This window comes from Arthrobacter sp. MYb214 (genome assembly GCF_002979865.1).
GTDB lineage: Bacteria > Actinomycetota > Actinomycetes > Actinomycetales > Micrococcaceae > Glutamicibacter.
Genome location: NZ_PCPZ01000001.1, coordinates 188,517 through 205,600, shown reverse-complemented (window position 1 = coordinate 205,600; position 17,084 = coordinate 188,517). Strand labels below are relative to the sequence as shown.

The window sequence follows — 17,084 nt, the reverse complement described above, 5'->3', positions numbered from 1 at the left end:
AGGCCCGGCAACACAATTTCAATAAGCTGCGGTGTCTTCCTTATTTGAAGAAGCGCTCAACAACGCGCCGCGCGGCATGTCCGTCATCATTTGGGGCAAACTTTTCAATGAATTCGTCTCGATTCACCCCTGGCAGATCAGCCCCCGCCAAGGCTGACGATAGTGCATCCCAAAGGTCGCTCTCTTCTTCAACAATTGGGCCAGGCAACGCACTCTCGTAGTCCAAATAGAAACCACGCAGATTGTCCCGGTAGTTCTCCAGATCGTAGGCATAGAAGATAATTGGTCGTCGCAACAGCGAGTAGTCGAAGAACACCGACGAATAATCAGTAATCAATACATCAGAAGCAAGGTACAGTTCCTGAATATCTGGATGACTCGAGACATCGATAATGCGGTGCCGCAGGCTCTCCGGAATCGACACGGCATTTGATACCAGCACATGCATGCGCAACATCAAGATGGTGTCTTCGCCAAAACGACGGTCGAACTCCTCCAGATCCATTGGCAGGTCGAATCTGAATTTACCGCGGCTTGAAGCCGCATCGTCACGGAATGTCGGCGCGTAAAGTACGGTCTTGATTCCTGGGGGTATCGCAAGCTCATCACGTACACGCTTTTCTTGCTCAGCAACGTCGGTACCGGTCAAGATGTCGTTTCGGGGATAGCCAAGCTCCACGGCTTCGCCTGAGAATGCATAGGCGGATCGCATGATTTCGCTAGTGTAGCGAGAAGGCGAAATGAGGTGCGTCCATTGGCGCGTTGCTCGTGTAACACGCTCAAGATACCCCTCATCGCGGCCTTGAACTTCGCGAACATCGAGTGCCATCTGCTTGAGTGGTGTTCCGTGCCAGGTCTGCAGGAACACTCCCTTCGCGCGACGCTTCACATAGTGCGGGAAGCTCTGGTTATTCACCCAGTATTTTGCCCGTGCGAGGTGCCAGAAATATTCCGGTGACAATCGCTTAACGGTAGTCGTCAAAGGATCGGAGAAGCGGTGCTTTCCCGAGTAAACCCATACCTTGCGACGTGTGTCACCTTGTCGCAGCAATTCCTCGTAAATATACCGAGGAGAGTCGCCGTACTGATTCCCGAGACCTGATTCGAAGACGATGAGGTCTTCTTCCATGGGAGCAAGCTTGTACAACTTGTATAGCTTGCGCATGACGTCAAAGTACCGCTTGTTCCTACGGAACTTGTTCTTCAACTTAACCGGCAATTCGGCACGCCAGCCAACGTTGGGTCTGCCGCGCAGCTCGGCTCGCTCGATTTCTTCCGTTATGCGTTGCGAATTGTTTTGGTCCCGATGGGTCATGAACACGTCAGCACGTTGGCGGTACTTGTCTTCCATGGCTTTCCCTCGTTGCAGGGTACGTGAAAGATCATCCAGCAATGTTTCTGCGTCAAAGGCAATGCGGCCTGGCAATTCGTCGTCCAAGTTCAAATGCGATCCGCTCGGTCCCAAGAAGCGAGAGCGATCGAACTGGTAGTAGTGAACAGGCTTGTGCAGGAAGCTGAAGTCAAAGTTCACTGAGGAGTAATCCGTGACCATGATTGCCGCGGTCTTGATTAGTTCCTGGACGTCAATTTCACCTTGGACAATTAGTCGAGCGGGCGCGCCAGCAAAATGATCCCTGAATTGCATCATGTTGGGATGGAGGCAGAAAACAACTTCCAGGCCATACCTCTGGACTAATTCTGCAAGTTCCGCCGAATTAAGCAGGTTTTTCCATTGCTCGAGGTAGTCCGATTCTAGGAAAACTTCCTCATTCTGCAACCAATCACGCCACGTTGGGATGATCAGGAGCATGTTCTCGTTAACACTCAAATCCGTCGCCAGCAAGGAATCGAACCGCGATAGCCCGGTGACCTTGACTTCGCCAGGCGAGTAGAGGAAGTCCTTAACGATGTACTGCTTCTCGCGCTCAGAGGAAACCATGAAAAGGTCCGTCGCAAAGCCAGGTGAATTCTTGCCGTAGTTGGGAACCATCCATTTGGTTCCCATGACGCCATGCTGCAAGAACACCCGAGTAGCGCGGCAACGCGACGAGAAGCTATGGTGCCTTGTTGGGTACAAGTAATCGGCATGGTGCGTGCCGATGACTCGTTGCGCACGAATAGCCAATTCAAAATGTTCTTTGCTGCCATGGAAAACGACGTGATCCATGGAATCGAAATTCCGCAAATCGGGAGCTTTCTCATCGATGACATAGTATGCATCAATATCTGAGCGTTCTTTGCGCAGGTATTTGAACAGATGCAGCCCGTTGTCCTGAGCCTTGTAGGATAGTTCGCCGACGATCCAAATCGGCTTCGAATCCGATGGCTGGCTGATTGGGAAACTGCGCTGTTTAGCGTTAGCAAGTACGGCAAAGGCTTCTTTGTCGAACACTTCCAGAATCACCGATGTTGATTTTGCTTTGAAGGTGAAATACGGAGAAATCGCTAGAGTCTTTTCACCGATTGTCACCGCATCTGCACGCGTCGTGCTGCGCACGGCAAACGGGGTACGAGTCACTCGAATGCGTGCAAGCTCACCGCTGGAATTCGAAGTCGCCAGCAGATAGAGATCGTAGTTATCGCCACGATCGATCGCCTCCCAGTCAGCAGATTTGAAATCCAGGGTTGCAGACCAGCTGTAGATAGCACGTCCAAAGCGCTTTGCTGCATGCTTTTCGTCGAAAACCAGCTCCGCTGGAACTTCAACTGCAAATTCCGATTTACGTCCAACCAGTTGCAAAGTGACTGAGGACAACCGGTCGCTCTGCGTTTCCAGAACTCCGCCCAACGACAGCATGCCGTCGTGGATCCGGGTGATGTCAGTACGAATTCGATATTTGAAGCGTAGAGGGCGGTTCAGGGCCAAAGCCACTTCGGCCTTCTTATTGATATAAAGTCCTACGCTGCGTTCGCCTGAATTATAGACCGTGTCATGGCTAAAAGTAGTCGACGAGAACCGCCCCAGAATACGGTGGGCGATAACAGGGCCGTTGAGGATTAGTTCCCCGGCGTCGATCCGTTCCCGGACCTCTTTGCGCCTGAGCAGTTCACCGTCTTCAGTTAGCTGCAACCATGCGATTCCCGGAGGCAATTGATCGAATTCGGAGCTGAAGGTCAGTGCAAGACGAACCGTACCGGCGTACAGGTCATTTTCTAGAGTCACTTGGTTGTCATCTGCGTCATCCGAATCAGGAACGCTGGATTCCGGCTCTTCGTCACTGGAAGCGAGTTCGCGATAGCCTTGCCACCGATCAAGAAGGGGATCCAGAGAGATCTCAGCATGGATTCGATGGGATTCATCGTGACCATTCTTGACTAGATCAACCGGAAGTGGCGCAACAGAAAGAACGATGTGGCTACCGTGTAATACCGAAACTGATTGCACGGGGTGGGCAACGGTAGCGTCCAGATGCAGAACTTCATCACGAATTGCAAGGTTCAGCTCTTGGTAGCCGCTGTAGTAGCGATACTTTTTGCGCTTCAACCGCTGGGTACGCAAAGTCTGCATCGCTGACTGCGCCAAGTCTTGCATAGCTCGAATTTCAACTGCCACGAATAGTGTCCTTCAATGTTTTAGCTGCTATCCCCCGCGTAAGTCGTTCAGCGGAACAGCTTGGAAATCACGCGTGTACAACATGAATAGGCCGCTAGCACCACACGGCAGTGGCCGTCATTTCATGTGATCCACAGTCTAAGATTACCGCCCGTGGGCTCTCGAATCAGTTTGAAACCGCCACGGACACCTGCAAATGACCATAGAGTCTGCTTCGACTGGAGCGTTGTCATTATCTGGCGCTTAAAGCAATTGGTCCCAATTCTGAACCGCTCCCCGAAAGTTGGACTGTAAAAGTCAACAACTTTAGGGGAGCATTTTCATGCACGCACGAAGCACACTATCCGAGTACCAACGCGAGCAACTCGTGGAACTCTTCGAGCAAGGCTATGGATATAGGTCTGTGGCATCAGTGATTAAAGTCGGTACATCCGCGAGCAAGCGCCTCTACAATCAGTGGCGGTTACATGGCAGGCTATGCCTCATGGTGAAACCAGCAAAAAAGCAGTATTCCTTCGAGACCAAGAAGGAAATCGTTGACCGGTTCCTTGCAGGTGAAACTGCCATGGAACTTGCCGCGAAGTTCAACGTCAGTTCCGACGTGTTGGTTGCCGATTGGGTGCGGTTATGGCGAAAAGGCGGCGACGACGCACTGATGCCCAAACCTAAAGGACGCCCAAAAGGCTCCGTACCTAAATCGCCTTTGAGCGAAGAAGACAAGCTCCGCCAAGAAAATAAACGACTGCTAGCCAAGGTCGCTTACCTGGAAAAACTCCGAGACTTGAGGGATCAGGGGCATCGCTGAAAACCCAGGTGATTGTCACCCTCAAGTCAGAACACGACCTCGCAGACCTACTGGCCGTAGCTGGCTTAGCCAGGTCAACCTATTACTACCATCTGAAGTTGATGGATCAGACAGATCCGTATGCGGACCTCAAAGCAGCCATCACCACGTCGTTTGAGAACAGCAAACGACGCTACGGGTACCGAAGAGTCCACATGGACCTGCGCGCTCAAGGATGGGCCATCGGCATGAAGCTGGTCCGTAAGCTCATGAGAATCCTAAATTTTCAGTCCAAAGCGCGCCCTAAGCGACGCTACAACTCGTACCAGGGCGAGCAGAGCAAGATCGCTGAAAACCTGTTCGCGCGGCACTTTGACGTTGATACACCGGACACTGTTTACGTCAGTGACGTGACCGAGTTCAGGGTTGACCAGGAGAAACTGTATTTGTCTCCCATCATGGATCTGTTTGACCACAGCATCTTGAGCTACACGATCGCTTCGTCACCAACTACGGCGTTCACTAATCAGAGCTTGGCTCAAGCCTTAGGTTCGAAAGATTTCGACAAGAAGCTGCTGGTCCATACGGATCAAGGATTCCAGTATCAGCATTGGTCGTGGAAGGCTTTGCTGCAGGAGCATGGTGCGGTGCAGTCCATGTCTCGTAAAAGGAACTGCCTCGACAACTCGGTCATGGAGAATTTCTTCGGTCATCTCAAGTCGGAGATGTTCCATGGAGAGCACTTCGCAGATTTCGAGGATCTCAAGGTGGAGATTGAGACGTACATCGATTGGTACAACGTCAGTCGGCGTCAGGAACGACTGAAGGGTATGACACCGATGGAATATCGATGCCATACCCTTGCAGCCTAAGCAGGACTATTATTTAGCTCGTCCAACTTTTGGGACCCAGTTCATTCGAATAGTACGAATTGGGACCAAGGAGTCAGCGGAACTCTAGCTGTGCCAACCCCGGAAGTTCTCCAGCTTTCCTTGACGTTCAAGAATCAGCTTCTGAATGACGTCCTGGAATCGCTTAGTTGAATCGCCTCGGTTCAGCTCGCCAAAGTAGAACTGGCGCATTTCAATGCGCTGATCCTTGTGTCCGTCACAAGTCAGTGCATCGGCGAGCAGGTCTCCAACGTTCTTCACGCTATCTTGGTCTACTACGTGGCAGGCCTGCGCAACTGGTGCATCGCGGTGAAGAATTTCGCGGTTGGTACGTCGGTCGGAAATGACTAACGGATTGCCCGGGTGGAGGTACAGGTAGTCCAGGCCTACGCTGGAAACATCGGTAATCAGCGCATCGGTCGACTCGAACATGGCCAAGATATTGCCCTGTTCGGATATCACGTGCTCTGCGCCGGCTTCATTGGCAGCTTCGATCATTTCCAGAATGCGTGCGTGTGCCTGAGCTACGCCAGGAGTATTGCTTTCCTGGATTCGTGGGTGGGGCTTGTAGACGACGCGCCAAGAAGGGTTCTCCAACAATGACTCGACAATGGCAACACCGTATTTGTCCAACGAGGTGTAGTTGTTGTCTTCGTTTTCCCCTTCCCACGTCGGCGCATACATGACATCGAACTTCTCGCTTGGTTCCAATTCGAGTTCGAAGTTGATATCCAGCTGCGGACGACCGGTGACTTCCAATTTGTTGAGCTCGAAGTCAATCAACATTGCCTCGTGGCGCTTGATGGCGGCAGGGCCTGCGACAAAAACCTTGTCGTAGGCCTTGGCCTTATTCGAAACCATCGAGAGTTTGTCGCTCTCACCATGGTTTACATGCACGTGAACAAGCCTTGGGTGATCCAGGGACTGGAAATTCGTGCGCGAATTGTTGGTGTATATGACCAGCTTCAGGTCATTGTCATCATACAGATCCATGAGATCAGTCAATCGGCGTACATAGATCCTTGGCAGGTCGGTAAATTTCTCCGCTGCTTTGAAAGCACTCAAAGTACGGAAGACCAGTAGTATTTCTTCTTTCTCATGCAGTTCTTCAAGCACCGGAAGCCACTGAGTCACCTGATAGATCTTGTCAGCGCCATCTCCGAAGTAAACCGCTACAGATCCTGGTACCGGAATATTGGATACACCGACATTCACATTGGCCGACGGGCGACCGGTTAGCCCCATCAGACGGGATATCCGTTTTGCTTCCGGACGTCGCCCCACTTTTTGCAGGGCGCCCTTTACGCTGGACTTGATGGAGTCTGTGATGTGCTCGCTAGCCATGAGTACTTTCAAATCTCGAAAACAACAACTTACAACTAAACGAGTTTACTAGCTCAGTTCCTTCACGATCTGGCTCAAAGTGTCCAATGTGTTCTTTAACGACGTGACGTGTCGCTCATCGAACTCGCTCAGGACACGTTTCATTTCGGTTGTCGAGATACCGGAGGTACGTGGAAGGTAGACAACTTCGACCTCATCACCGAGGTCGTCAAACTTGCCCTTCCAGTCTTCGCCGATGCCGAAGACCTTTGCATCGTACTTCTTGATGTCAGTACGTTTCTGTTCCCAGTTCTCTTCGGGAATGGCGAGGTCTACGTATTTGATGGCCTGGACGATCTCGAGACGCTGTTCGAAAGGAACTACAGGCTTCTTGCCCTTGATGGCGTTGAACTCATCAGTGGATACGCCAACAACTAGGCGGTCGCCCTTCTCCTTGAGACGCTTCAGGATATTCAGGTGGCCGATATGGAACAGGTCAAAAGTTCCGTACGTCAAAACAGTTTTAGTCATGGGTCCCTTTCGAAGTAAGGTAATAGCTTCGCTTGCTTAGCTGGTGGCGCTTACTTGTATTCGTCGTTAGATAATAGGCAGACGACCCGCGAGGGTCATGCGAACTATTGTTTTCCATCTAAGTTTAGGCCGTGGTTCACGGTACCAGGGGCTTCCGGTCCAACCTGCCCGCCATCCGGCTATGTACTGGGACACCGCGCTTTTGTTGTGTCGCAGCCGCAAGCACTCAATGAGCATCCAGGTTGTTGGATAGATCCAACGCAGCGGCACGGGCAAGTTACGGCGAGCCAGCCATACCCGGTTTCGGGCATTCAAACGATAGAACTCGTCGTGGCGTCGTGGATCCACGATTGGATGGCCAATCTGCATGTCGCCGGCATACCAGACGTAAGTGCCGGTGTCCCATACACGCCAGGCAAGTTCGATGCCTTCATGCGCGTACCAGAATCCCCCTGCCCAGCCACCCGTGGAATCAAAAATTCTGCGGGTAGTCACTAGGCAAGTTTCCCCCACGTGGAAAACTTTGCTTGGTTCCACTGCCGTTCGTTTTTTCAAGCGCGGGATCCAACGTCGTGGATTCTGGTCTTCGTTTTCCGGATCAGTGATGCGCGGCTGCAATAGCCCCATGCGAGGGTAATGCTTGAACCGTTCGACAGCCGTAATCAAGAAGTCTTCATCGATGAACCATGAATCGTCATCGAGGAAGCACAAGTATTCGCCATTGATCTGGTTCACTCCAGCATTGCGGCCGGCCGGAATGCCTAAGTTCTCTGGAAGAAAATGAGTCTTGATCCCTTCAGGGATATCCGTTGGATCCCATCCGTTGCCTACGACTACAGCGTCAATCTGCACTGAACGTTGGGCCAGCAAAGATGCCAGGGCGCGTCGGAGCTCAACCGGGCGGTTACCCATGGTCAACACAACTACGCCGATGGTCGGCTTGATCTCTGCAGGCATTTGTCCTCTAAGGCGGTGGGATATACGGAATTAGGTCAAACTATGCTTTGAGTCGGGACGAGGCCATATTGGAAAGGAAATGCCCAAAGTTCACCAAGACGCATGCAGGCAACAGGATCCAGATCATCCACTTTTCAGCGACTCCTGGAATACCAACGATTACGGAGATAATTGAGCATCCAAGAATGATCAGCGATAGTTCCACTGCGTGCAGTAGCTTATGGAATGGCAAGAAGCGAGCCAAGGAACGCAGCTTTCCAACGAGTGAAGTTGTTGGAACAGATCTGGCGGCGGCGGTATCCGGCAATTTCCCGAGACCCGCCATGCCTCTGGCCGCATGAACCATGAGTGACTGCGAACGGTTCAGGACCAGAAGAACCGACAGGCAAGCGGCCATGAACAGTGTAGGCCAGGCCTGCTCAACTGAGGAATCATCCGCAGACAGTTCTATGAAGACCCGGTAGCCCAAAGCAATTGGGATCAGCGCCTCTGTTGTGTGGTGCCCAACCATGTCAATGAAAATACCGCGGGGAGATTGAGTTCCCCTCCAACGTGCGACTTCTCCGTCAGAACAGTCAAAATACAGCTGGAGCTGCGACAAGATTACTGCCAGCAACGGTCCCCAGATGCCAGGGATCAACAGCGCTAGGGACATGCACCAACCCGCAAGAATCATCAAGCCGGTAACGCCATTGGCACTGATACGCGTGCGCACCAGTATTGCGGTGAGGTAAATGGAGATATGGCGCAGGTACAGCTCAGCTGTCCAGTGCTCGGCATTCTTACGCGCACGGACTTCCGGAGGTTGGCAGACCGCACGCAGCTGTTCGAGCGTTGGATTCTTTGGACGTTCAACCATGATTACCTAACGCGCCCTTTGTCGACAGTGCCGGCTGCCCCGCAAAAACGGCCCTTGATGTATCCAAAAGCCCAAGGCAAATGGATTGCGGGGAAAGCACATGCTGCCAGCAACTTGTCTTTCAATCCTTTCGCGTTGCTAGTCAGCCCCGCAGCCAACGCGATCACTGCATAGACCGCAGGCACGGCCTTGGCCAAGTTCAAAACTACGCTCACACCAGTTGGGGCTGCTTCGCGGACTAGTGGCTCAATTACAGTTGCAGCCAGTCCCGTTGCAACCCCCAAGAGCAATAGTGGTGGAATATCATGGCGCAACGACTTACCTTCGGGGAAGCGCCGCGCAATTTCCGCCCGCCATGTCCCAGAGGCCATGGACTGGCTGATTAACGCTCCGAAGTTCTCGCGAGGGTAGTATCCGACCTTTAGCTCTGGGTCGAACCAAACCGTATGTCCCGCCTGGCGAATGCGGAGGCATAGCTCCCAGTCCTGGGCACGCCAAAGTTCTTCGTTATAATAACCGACTTCGTCGAATACTTCGCGTCGGAAGATTCCCAGATAGGCCGATTCAGAAGGACCTTCCGGTGCACCCGAATGGTAAGCAGGTCCGCCAAAACCGAATTTCGAATGGTACGCAGCTGCGATTCCGCGCTGGACGGGTGTACGCCCCTTGGCGTCCATCAGTCCCCCGACGTCGTGCGCATTCACACGAAAGAGAGTCTCCACACCGCGTCGCGTGTAATGCATTGGAATTTCACTATGAGCATCGACACGAATGACAATCGGCATGCTAGAAGCACGAATGGCCAGGTTAAGCGCAATCGGAGTCCTACCCAAGGGGTTGTCAACAAGAATGATTCGCGAGTCCGCTGCCGACAGCCGCTTGGCAACATCGTTAGTAGAATCTTGGCTAGGGCCTAGCGCTAGAACCAATTCCTTCTCACCTGCATACTCTTGTGCCAGGATCGAGCTCACTGCCTCTTCCAGATAGGCCGCTTCATTGAGCACAGGCATGACATAAGTGACGCCAGGAAATTCAGTCATTCGGGCCTTATTTCTTCGCTTTCAGATGCTTCTGGTATTCCTTGATCACCGTGTCCGGATCGCCATCCATCATTTGGACACCTTTCTCGATCCAGATAACTCGATTGCAAGTTTCCTTGATCGAACTCATAGAGTGCGAAACGTTGAAAATAGTGCCTGCACTGTCTCGAATTTCGCGAATCTTCGCTTCGCTTCGTTTGCGGAACTTTGCATCTCCGACCGCCAATGCCTCGTCGACAATCAAAATATCGTGCTTTTTGGACGCAGCGATAGCAAATTTTAATCTTGCGCTCATACCCGATGAATAAGTATTCATCGGGAGATCAATAAATTCCTGCAGCTCTGCAAAACGAGTTATTTCGTCTCGCATTTCTTCTACTTGCTCACGGCTATAGCCCAGCGCAAGCCCGCCCAGGGTGATATTCTTATCGCCGGATAGATCCGGGATCAGGGCTGCCCCCACTCCAAGCAGACTTGGGCGCGAACGTGCATAGACCGCGCCGCTGGAAGGTGGGGTTAGACCAGTAATTGCTTTTAGCAAAGTCGACTTGCCGGAGCCGTTCGAACCGATTACACCTATGGATTCGTTCTCATACGCAACAAAAGTAATACCTTTTAGCGCATGTACGGTTCGTACACCTTTCAACTGTGGCTGCAGAAGTCTTCTTGCGCCTGCGTTGCCAACTGCCTTACCACTCGAGAACACTTCATATTTAACATGAAGGTTGTCTACGATCACTACTGGTTGCCGTGACTCATTGATATTGAGCCTTGAATTTTCAATATCCTCAGGTTGAACCACATCAATAAATGACGTGTCATCAGAGAAGATAGGTGCGGGTTCATATTCAGGGTGGAGATCTGGATTAATCAGATCGTCAAAACTAATTCGCACGACCGTAACGCTCCTCAGCCTTCCAGAAGTAAAGTAAGCCAAATGCAAGTGTAGCGAGTGACCAACCGCCGACCACCCACCATGCCCAAGAATCATATTCGGCCTGGTTCATCACCAGTCCACGAGCAATTTGAAGAGTTTGATAGAGGGGGTGAATGTCGAAAATTGCTATCATCCAAGGCCAATGGCTCAGCAAACGATCGGCACTAAATAGGACGCCTGACGTATAGAACAGAACACGACCTACAAGAGGCAAAATCTGCGTGAAGTCTCGAACGTGCACAGTGACGCGAGCACAGATTAGTGCAATGCCCATGTTGAATACTGTGAACAAAGCTAGCAGCGGTATGATGCCAAGCCATGTCCATTTTGGTGTCGTTCCCAGGATCATCGCGTAAATGAACATTACGGCCAGCATTGGCATCAGCGTTAGGAAATTCTGAGTTACTTGCGCTACCGGCAGAGATAACCGAGGGAACGCAAGGGACTGCACCAAGGATTTATTCCCAGTAATCGATTTTGCTCCACCATTCATGGATGTAGTGAAGAACTCAAACAAGAAGACACCAATGATGACGAAAACTGGGAAATCCGGTGCCTTATTTGGCCCCTGCAACACGCCAAATATGAATCCATACATGAGTGCGTTGAAAGTCGGCTTCAAGACAATCCAGATCATGCCCAAGCGATTTTTCTGGTTCTGGGATTGGACGCGTGCTTTAGCCAGTTCATAAATGAACTCGCGGCGTTGCCATGTCTGCTTCAGATAGTTGGCCAATGTCGGCCTTGCACCAACACGGTGCAAGCCGTATTTTTCGGCCTCATCTGCAACTGTCATGCGAATTATGTCCTCTTGTTCGAATGCTACTTGATGCATTATCGGCTAAGCATAGATGTACAAAGTCTAGTAGATGGAGTGCTGTTCTTTTGGTTTTCGCTCTTCAGCATGATGTAGTACATCCCACATCTACTATTTACGGTGTTTCAGGCGGGTTTTCGTGAAGGTAGTCAGCCATTGCATCGCCTTGCAAAGCATCGCTAATTTGAGCAATAGCGAGTTCGCTTGCCAATTCTATCGATTGCCCATCCGCGCTAGTCGATGTACCAGCGGTTGGCATGGTGAACATCTCCATATTCTCCGTGTCCACATTTTTGAGTTGCAGTCCAAGTCCGACCAATGTTGCGGCATCAAAGTCGTCGTCAAAGGTCAGATAAGGAGATACCTTGTCGACGATGTCGTACAGCTTGACAGGGTTAGTTAATGTTCCTGAGGAGAGCACCTGATTTGCTGCTGCAGCGATGAACTTGCGTTGATTCGCGACACGTTGGTAATCACCATTGGTAAACGACTTTCGCTCACGCACAAATCGAAGTGCGCGATCGCCCTCCAGTGTGATGTCGCCGGCTGGGTAGAAATAGTCCGTGTCGTTTGCCGTGAATGGGATCTCATTATTGACAGTCACCCCACCGAGAGCAGTCGATAATTCACGGAACCCTTCGAAATCAACCATGGCTACATGATCAAGCTTGGTTTGAAGAAGTCCTTCAATCGTTTGCATCAATAGGGGGACCCCGCCAAGCGATATCGCAGCATTGAGCTTGTTCATCCCATGCCCAGGAATCTCCACATACATATCTCGAACCATCGACATAACATAGACCTGTGAGCGGTCTTCAGGGATATGAACAAGCATCATCGAATCGCTACGTTGCGATACAGCCTCATCAAGAGCTTGAGCATTGGCTGTACCTTCATCTGCATGATCGACGCCCAGTAATAAGACATTCATGGACTTATCTTCAGGATCCTTGACAGGGCGAGCTTGTTCCTCGGCGTCTGAAAATCCTAAAGCCACGGTATTGGATTTTGTATTGAACTGTCGCTGCAGATCAAAAAGAACATAGCCTGCACTGAGCACTGCCACCAGGAGCACCACAACTACAGACACGACAACGCCTTGTGTTCTCTTCTTTTTCCGACGTTCAGATCGAGTCCGCGCACTCCGCGACAAAAAGACTGAATCTTGGTCTTGCACTATTCTCATTCCTACTCCACCGGGCAACGATCCCCCAAAGTCAACGACAGCCGGGGTGACTTCGCGCAATGAAAAAGACTACCCAAGATAAATGTGATTATCCTGAGTAGCCTAGGTCAAGAACTAGTCTTCTAGAGTTCTGACGAAATTCTTCAGCCAAGTCTTCAAGTTGGCCCCAAGTTCTTCGTTCTCCACAGCAAGGGTAATGTTCGCTTGCAAATAACTTAGTTTGTCGCCGGTGTCGTAGCGTCGACCTCGGAAAACTACAGCGTGGACACCAGCTCCCTCGCCGTCGGCAGTCGCCAACTCTTGGAGAGCATCCGTTAACTGAATTTCATTGCCCCGTCCGGGAGCCGTGTGCTTCAGAATCTCGAATACACGGGGATGCAGTAAATAACGTCCAATGACAGCTAGATTACTCGGTGCTTCTTCAACGCTCGGCTTCTCAACCAACCCATTAACTTTGACGTAGTCGGCGTCCGCTACCCGGGACACATCTGCACATCCATAAGCACTGATTTGTTTTGGATCAACTTCCATCAGAGCAATAACTGAACCGCCAGTCGACTTTTGAATGTCAATCATGGAAGAAAGCAAGTCATCATCTTCATGGATCAAGTCATCGCCGAGAAGAACCGCAAATGGTTCATCGCCTACATGTTGCTTGGCACATAGGACTGCATGACCCAGCCCGCGAGGATCGCGTTGCCGTACGTAATGGATATCCCCCAACGCTGTGGCATCTTGCACCAGCGCGAGCTTCTTCGTATCACCCTTTGCTTCCAGAGAAGCTTCCAGTGACGGAACACGATCAAAATGGTCTTCAAGAGCGCGCTTGTTTCGTCCGGTAATCATCAGGACATCATTAAGCCCAGCACGAGCAGCTTCGGCGACAACATATTGAATCGCTGGCTTGTCTACAACTGGGAGCATTTCCTTGGGCATTGCTTTTGTTGCTGGAAGGAATCGTGTCCCTAAACCGGCTGCCGGAATGACCGCTTTAGTAATGGCGCGAGGTGCAGACATAGTGTTGAATCCCCTATCTTCGGATTAGTTAGTGGCGACTGTATTGCGCAACTACCTACGGATGAGTAAGCCTCTTTATTACAGCGCGCGGGAAGTATTCATCGACGTCCCCGCCAAGAGCCTGTACTTCCTTGAGCAGAGATGAGGAAAGATGCGTGTATCGCGTATCGGCCTGGAGGAAGACCGTTTCAACACCGGTGAGATGCCGATTCATCGTGGCCATGGGAATCTCATAGGCGTAGTCAACAGTGCTACGCAATCCCTTGACGATTGCTTCCGCTCCCTGCTCCTTGCAGAAATCAGCTAGCAGCCCCTGGCCCATCGGCACAGCGGAAACCCCACGCAGTCCACCGACAGTTTCTTCCACCATGGCGACTCGTTCGTCTTCGCTGAAGCGATACTTCTTGGAGTAATTCGTGGACACTGCCACGATCACCTCATCAAAAAGGCTCGCCGCACGCGCAATGATTTCGACGTGTCCATTATGAATTGGGTCAAAAGAACCCGGGCATACCGCTCTTCGCATGAACTGAATCTATCAAGAACTCATGTCAAATTAGCGATCTGGTGTGAATGTCTCGTAAAGATTCCATGACTTAATACCCTCGTTCCTCTGTACAAGACGATAATGGACTCATGAGCATTGAATTCACTCCATGGCAGCGAACCGCATATGGTGCCAACCTACTAGATTCCAATGGACAGCCCGGAGTGACGATCTTTGAAGAAATCACCGCATTAGCGAATCATCACAAGGCCATCAATCTAGGCCAGGGGTTTCCCGATTCCGAGGGTCCACCAGAAATCAAGCAAATTGCCATCGACGCAATTCAAAATGGCGCTAACCAATACGCACCAGGTTCAGGGACCCTGAACCTCCGCGAAGCTATCGCTGCGCATCAGGAACGGTTCTATTCGTTGAAGCTTGACCCGGAGACTGAGATTGTCGTTTCCACAGGCGCAACTGAAGCCATCGCCGCTTCTCTGCTGGCTTTCCTGGAACCTGGCGATGAAGTTGTGACCTTTGAGCCTTATTACGATTCCTATGCAGCCATGATTGGGTTGACCAACGCTGTGCATAAGGTCGTTCAGCTCAAGGCTCCGAATTTCGAACCAGATTTGGATGAACTTCGGCGTACGGTCACTGACCAGACGCGGGTAATCCTCGTGAACAATCCCCATAATCCAACTGGCACCGTATTAGATGTTTCAGGGCTCCAAGAAATCATTGCCCTGGCACATCAGCACGACTGCATCGTCATCGCCGATGAAGTCTATGAACATCTGACTTTCGGTGTGCGGCATGTTCCCATCGCGAGCTTGCCTGGTGGATCAGAACGAACCATTACCATTTCTTCAGCGGGCAAGTCTTTCTCCTTTACCGGCTGGAAAGTAGGCTGGGCAACCGGTCCTCGCCAACTGATTACTGCTGTCCGTACAGTGAAACAGTTCCTGACCTACTCCTCGGGCCCAGCTTTCCAACCTGCCGTCGCGCAAGCCCTGCAACTTCCAGACGCCTTCTTTGAGCGCTTCGCCGCCGATCTCGGACAGTCGGGAGAAATTCTCGCATCAGGTCTGGAAACAGCTGGCATCCCGGTGATTCGCCCAAAGGGTACCTACTTCTTGGTTGCTGATGTACGTGGCTTTGAATTGAATGATGCTGCTGAAGTGGCACGAATGATGCCCGAGCACCTCGGAGTTGCGGCGATACCGATGTCGGCCTTTGTCCATCCCGAAAACCGAAATGACTACCAGGGCCTACTGCGCTTCGCCTTCTGCAAAAAGCCTGACGTGATTTCCGATGCAGTTCAGCGATTGCAGCGCCTGCCAGAGGTGCTCTCCAATTGACAGGAAAGCTGGCTAAACGGTGGCTTGGTTTCGTCCAGGAACACGCCACGATTTACGACGATGACTTGGTCCCCGGGTCAAAAATACTCACCATCGGCGGCGCACCCCAGTCGCATGTCAATCTTTCGCATCCTGAAGAAGTCTTTTACGAATATCTCGCACGCATTGCCAATCATCTGAAGGTCCTGCGCCCAGAAGAGCGTCCAATGAAGATGCTGCATCTCGGCGCAGGCGCCTTGACCCTGGCTCGCTGGGCGAGTGTGGTTTATCCCTCGAGTACTCACGTAGCGGTAGACATTGAGCGGGAACTTCTTGATTTCGTTCTCACGCATCTGCCTTTGCCTCAAGGCTGCGACCTGTCTCCAATTGTTGCCGATGCAAGGAGCGTGCTTGCTGAACAACTGGCCGATGAAAAGTTTGACGTCATCGTACTGGATATCTTCTCTGGGCCGGACGCACCAGAACACCTCACCACCGACGGCTACTATGCAGAACTCAAGAATTCGTTGGCCAATGACGGATTGCTGTTCGTGAACATTGGCGATGATCCTCCCTTGGATTTCACCTGTTCTCAAATTCAGGCAGCAGGTTCCAGCTTTGAATTCGTGATGCTGAGTTCAAGTCCGGAAATGTTTACCAAGCGCTTCCCCGGGAACTTGATATTGACAGCGTCCCGCCAACGATTCCGGGACGATCTAATACTCCAATGCCAGGCAGCGGGACCATACCCGTCAGAGGTTCGCCATTCGATGGATCTAGATGGGTTCTGCAAACCATAGGTGCGTTTCGCCATATTTCTTGTCGGCGAACTTCTCCATGGCGCTCGGCCATGTTGGTTCTGGTGAACGACCGGAACGCTCGACGATCACGGTGGCATCTTCAGCTAGGATTCTGGATATCTTCTCGAGCGTGACAGCTAGTTCTTCTTCAGTCAGCGGGTAAGGAGGATCCAGCAAGACCACGTCAAAGGTCTTGCTGGGCACTCCCGAAACCGCGTTGTAATACCCATCGAGGACGCTATCAACACTCCCACGCTGAACCGTCACTGTATCGGTCTTCAGAACCTTATTCACCAGTGCCGCATTTTGCTGGCAAACAGAGACCGCTTTGGGCGCCTTTTCTACCAGAACAACCTGCCGCGCCCCGCGGCTGGCTGTCTCGACGCCTAGCGACCCTGATCCTGCAAAGAGATCCAGTACTCGTGCGCCAGAGAGGATATCCCAGCTTTCCAAACGGGAGAAGAGAGCCTCTTTGACCCGGTCCGTTGTAGGGCGTGTTGCATCACCAGGTACGGACTTCAGGGGACGCCCGCCAGCGGCTCCAGCGATTATTCGGCTCATTG

16 protein-coding genes are annotated in these 17,084 nt (G+C 51.7%); 4 read left to right on the top strand and 12 right to left on the bottom strand.

What is annotated here, in order from left to right:
- Nucleotides 1-40 precede the first annotated feature (40 nt).
- Nucleotides 41-3,553, bottom strand: coding sequence for a CDP-glycerol glycerophosphotransferase family protein (locus tag CQ012_RS00815; RefSeq protein ID WP_146112877.1), 3,513 nt, complete (start codon nucleotides 3,551-3,553; stop codon nucleotides 41-43).
- Nucleotides 3,554-4,037: 484 nt separating this feature from the next.
- Here CQ012_RS00815 and CQ012_RS17725 point away from each other — a divergent pair, with 484 nt between their 5' ends.
- Together CQ012_RS17725 and CQ012_RS17720 are read left to right on the top strand one after the other, a co-directional pair.
- Nucleotides 4,038-4,358, top strand: a complete 321-nt coding sequence (locus CQ012_RS17725; RefSeq protein WP_219844342.1) for a helix-turn-helix domain-containing protein — start codon at nucleotides 4,038-4,040, stop codon at nucleotides 4,356-4,358.
- Between the two features lie 8 nt (nucleotides 4,359-4,366).
- Nucleotides 4,367-5,209 (top strand): IS3 family transposase, encoded by an 843-nt coding sequence (locus CQ012_RS17720; protein ID WP_219844341.1) that lies wholly within the window; start codon nucleotides 4,367-4,369, stop codon nucleotides 5,207-5,209.
- 84 nt (nucleotides 5,210-5,293) lie between these two features.
- Here the strand turns inward: CQ012_RS17720 and CQ012_RS00805 are convergent, their stop codons facing one another.
- The 10 genes from CQ012_RS00805 to coaD form a co-directional block, all read right to left on the bottom strand.
- Nucleotides 5,294-6,571: a CDP-glycerol glycerophosphotransferase family protein gene (locus CQ012_RS00805; RefSeq protein ID WP_105661171.1), complete on the bottom strand. Its 1,278-nt coding sequence runs from the start codon at nucleotides 6,569-6,571 to the stop codon at nucleotides 5,294-5,296.
- Nucleotides 6,572-6,619: 48 nt separating this feature from the next.
- Nucleotides 6,620-7,081, bottom strand: a complete 462-nt coding sequence (locus CQ012_RS00800; RefSeq protein ID WP_105659212.1) for an FAD synthase family protein — start codon at nucleotides 7,079-7,081, stop codon at nucleotides 6,620-6,622.
- 66 nt (nucleotides 7,082-7,147) lie between these two features.
- Nucleotides 7,148-7,993, bottom strand: a complete 846-nt coding sequence (locus CQ012_RS00795) for a glycosyltransferase family 2 protein (protein WP_353616143.1) — start codon at nucleotides 7,991-7,993, stop codon at nucleotides 7,148-7,150.
- An 85-nt stretch (nucleotides 7,994-8,078) separates the two neighbouring features.
- A complete protein-coding gene (locus tag CQ012_RS00790; protein ID WP_105659235.1) occupies nucleotides 8,079-8,897 on the bottom strand; it encodes a CDP-alcohol phosphatidyltransferase family protein in 819 nt (272 codons plus the stop codon).
- A 2-nt stretch (nucleotides 8,898-8,899) separates the two neighbouring features.
- Entirely contained in the window at nucleotides 8,900-9,937 is a 1,038-nt protein-coding gene (locus tag CQ012_RS00785; protein WP_105661169.1) for a glycosyltransferase family 2 protein, read from the bottom strand.
- A 7-nt stretch (nucleotides 9,938-9,944) separates the two neighbouring features.
- Nucleotides 9,945-10,832 (bottom strand): ABC transporter ATP-binding protein, encoded by an 888-nt coding sequence (locus tag CQ012_RS00780; RefSeq protein ID WP_286134532.1) that lies wholly within the window; start codon nucleotides 10,830-10,832, stop codon nucleotides 9,945-9,947.
- Nucleotides 10,822-11,670 (bottom strand): ABC transporter permease, encoded by an 849-nt coding sequence (locus CQ012_RS00775; protein ID WP_105659227.1) that lies wholly within the window; start codon nucleotides 11,668-11,670, stop codon nucleotides 10,822-10,824. Before CQ012_RS00775 ends, CQ012_RS00780 begins: the two co-directional genes overlap by 11 nt.
- Before the next feature lie 136 nt (nucleotides 11,671-11,806).
- Complete coding sequence (locus CQ012_RS00770; protein ID WP_286134531.1) at nucleotides 11,807-12,781, bottom strand: LCP family protein; 975 nt, start codon at nucleotides 12,779-12,781, stop codon at nucleotides 11,807-11,809.
- Nucleotides 12,782-12,991: 210 nt separating this feature from the next.
- The gene (gene galU, locus CQ012_RS00765) at nucleotides 12,992-13,894 is read right to left on the bottom strand and encodes a UTP--glucose-1-phosphate uridylyltransferase GalU (RefSeq protein ID WP_105661167.1); all 903 of its coding nucleotides are present in this window, start codon (nucleotides 13,892-13,894) and stop codon (nucleotides 12,992-12,994) included.
- A gap of 55 nt (nucleotides 13,895-13,949) precedes the next feature.
- Nucleotides 13,950-14,420 carry a pantetheine-phosphate adenylyltransferase gene (coaD, locus tag CQ012_RS00760; protein ID WP_105661166.1) on the bottom strand — a complete coding sequence of 157 codons (471 nt, stop codon included), beginning with the start codon at nucleotides 14,418-14,420 and terminating at the stop codon, nucleotides 13,950-13,952.
- Between the two features lie 110 nt (nucleotides 14,421-14,530).
- Between coaD and CQ012_RS00755 the strand changes: the two genes are divergently transcribed.
- Entirely contained in the window at nucleotides 14,531-15,742 is a 1,212-nt protein-coding gene (locus CQ012_RS00755) for an aminotransferase class I/II-fold pyridoxal phosphate-dependent enzyme (protein WP_105661165.1), read from the top strand.
- Nucleotides 15,739-16,521 carry a spermidine synthase gene (locus tag CQ012_RS00750; protein ID WP_286134530.1) on the top strand — a complete coding sequence of 261 codons (783 nt, stop codon included), beginning with the start codon at nucleotides 15,739-15,741 and terminating at the stop codon, nucleotides 16,519-16,521. The genes CQ012_RS00755 and CQ012_RS00750 overlap by 4 nt, the downstream gene beginning before the upstream one ends.
- Here the strand turns inward: CQ012_RS00750 and rsmD are convergent.
- Nucleotides 16,498-17,082 carry a 16S rRNA (guanine(966)-N(2))-methyltransferase RsmD gene (gene rsmD, locus CQ012_RS00745; RefSeq protein WP_105661164.1) on the bottom strand — a complete coding sequence of 195 codons (585 nt, stop codon included), beginning with the start codon at nucleotides 17,080-17,082 and terminating at the stop codon, nucleotides 16,498-16,500. The two genes, CQ012_RS00750 and rsmD, sit on opposite strands and share 24 nt — an antisense overlap.
- Between the last annotated feature and the right edge of the window lie 2 nt (nucleotides 17,083-17,084).

Excerpts from the sequence above, each read along its gene's own strand:
- CQ012_RS00775 (WP_105659227.1), bottom strand. The coding sequence starts at position 11,670 with ATGACAGTTGCAGATGAGGCCGAAAAATACGGCTTGCACCGTGTTGGT.
- rsmD (WP_105661164.1), bottom strand. The coding sequence starts at position 17,082 with ATGAGCCGAATAATCGCTGGAGCCGCTGGCGGGCGTCCCCTGAAGTCC.
- CQ012_RS00795 (WP_353616143.1), bottom strand. The coding sequence starts at position 7,993 with ATGGGTAACCGCCCGGTTGAGCTCCGACGCGCCCTGGCATCTTTGCTG.
- coaD (WP_105661166.1), bottom strand. The coding sequence starts at position 14,420 with ATGCGAAGAGCGGTATGCCCGGGTTCTTTTGACCCAATTCATAATGGA.
- CQ012_RS00755 (WP_105661165.1), top strand. The coding sequence starts at position 14,531 with ATGAGCATTGAATTCACTCCATGGCAGCGAACCGCATATGGTGCCAAC.
- CQ012_RS17725 (WP_219844342.1), top strand. The coding sequence starts at position 4,038 with ATGGTGAAACCAGCAAAAAAGCAGTATTCCTTCGAGACCAAGAAGGAA.
- galU (WP_105661167.1), bottom strand. The coding sequence starts at position 13,894 with ATGTCTGCACCTCGCGCCATTACTAAAGCGGTCATTCCGGCAGCCGGT.
- CQ012_RS00805 (WP_105661171.1), bottom strand. The coding sequence starts at position 6,571 with ATGGCTAGCGAGCACATCACAGACTCCATCAAGTCCAGCGTAAAGGGC.
- CQ012_RS00800 (WP_105659212.1), bottom strand. The coding sequence starts at position 7,081 with ATGACTAAAACTGTTTTGACGTACGGAACTTTTGACCTGTTCCATATC.
- CQ012_RS00785 (WP_105661169.1), bottom strand. The coding sequence starts at position 9,937 with ATGACTGAATTTCCTGGCGTCACTTATGTCATGCCTGTGCTCAATGAA.
- CQ012_RS00790 (WP_105659235.1), bottom strand. The coding sequence starts at position 8,897 with ATGGTTGAACGTCCAAAGAATCCAACGCTCGAACAGCTGCGTGCGGTC.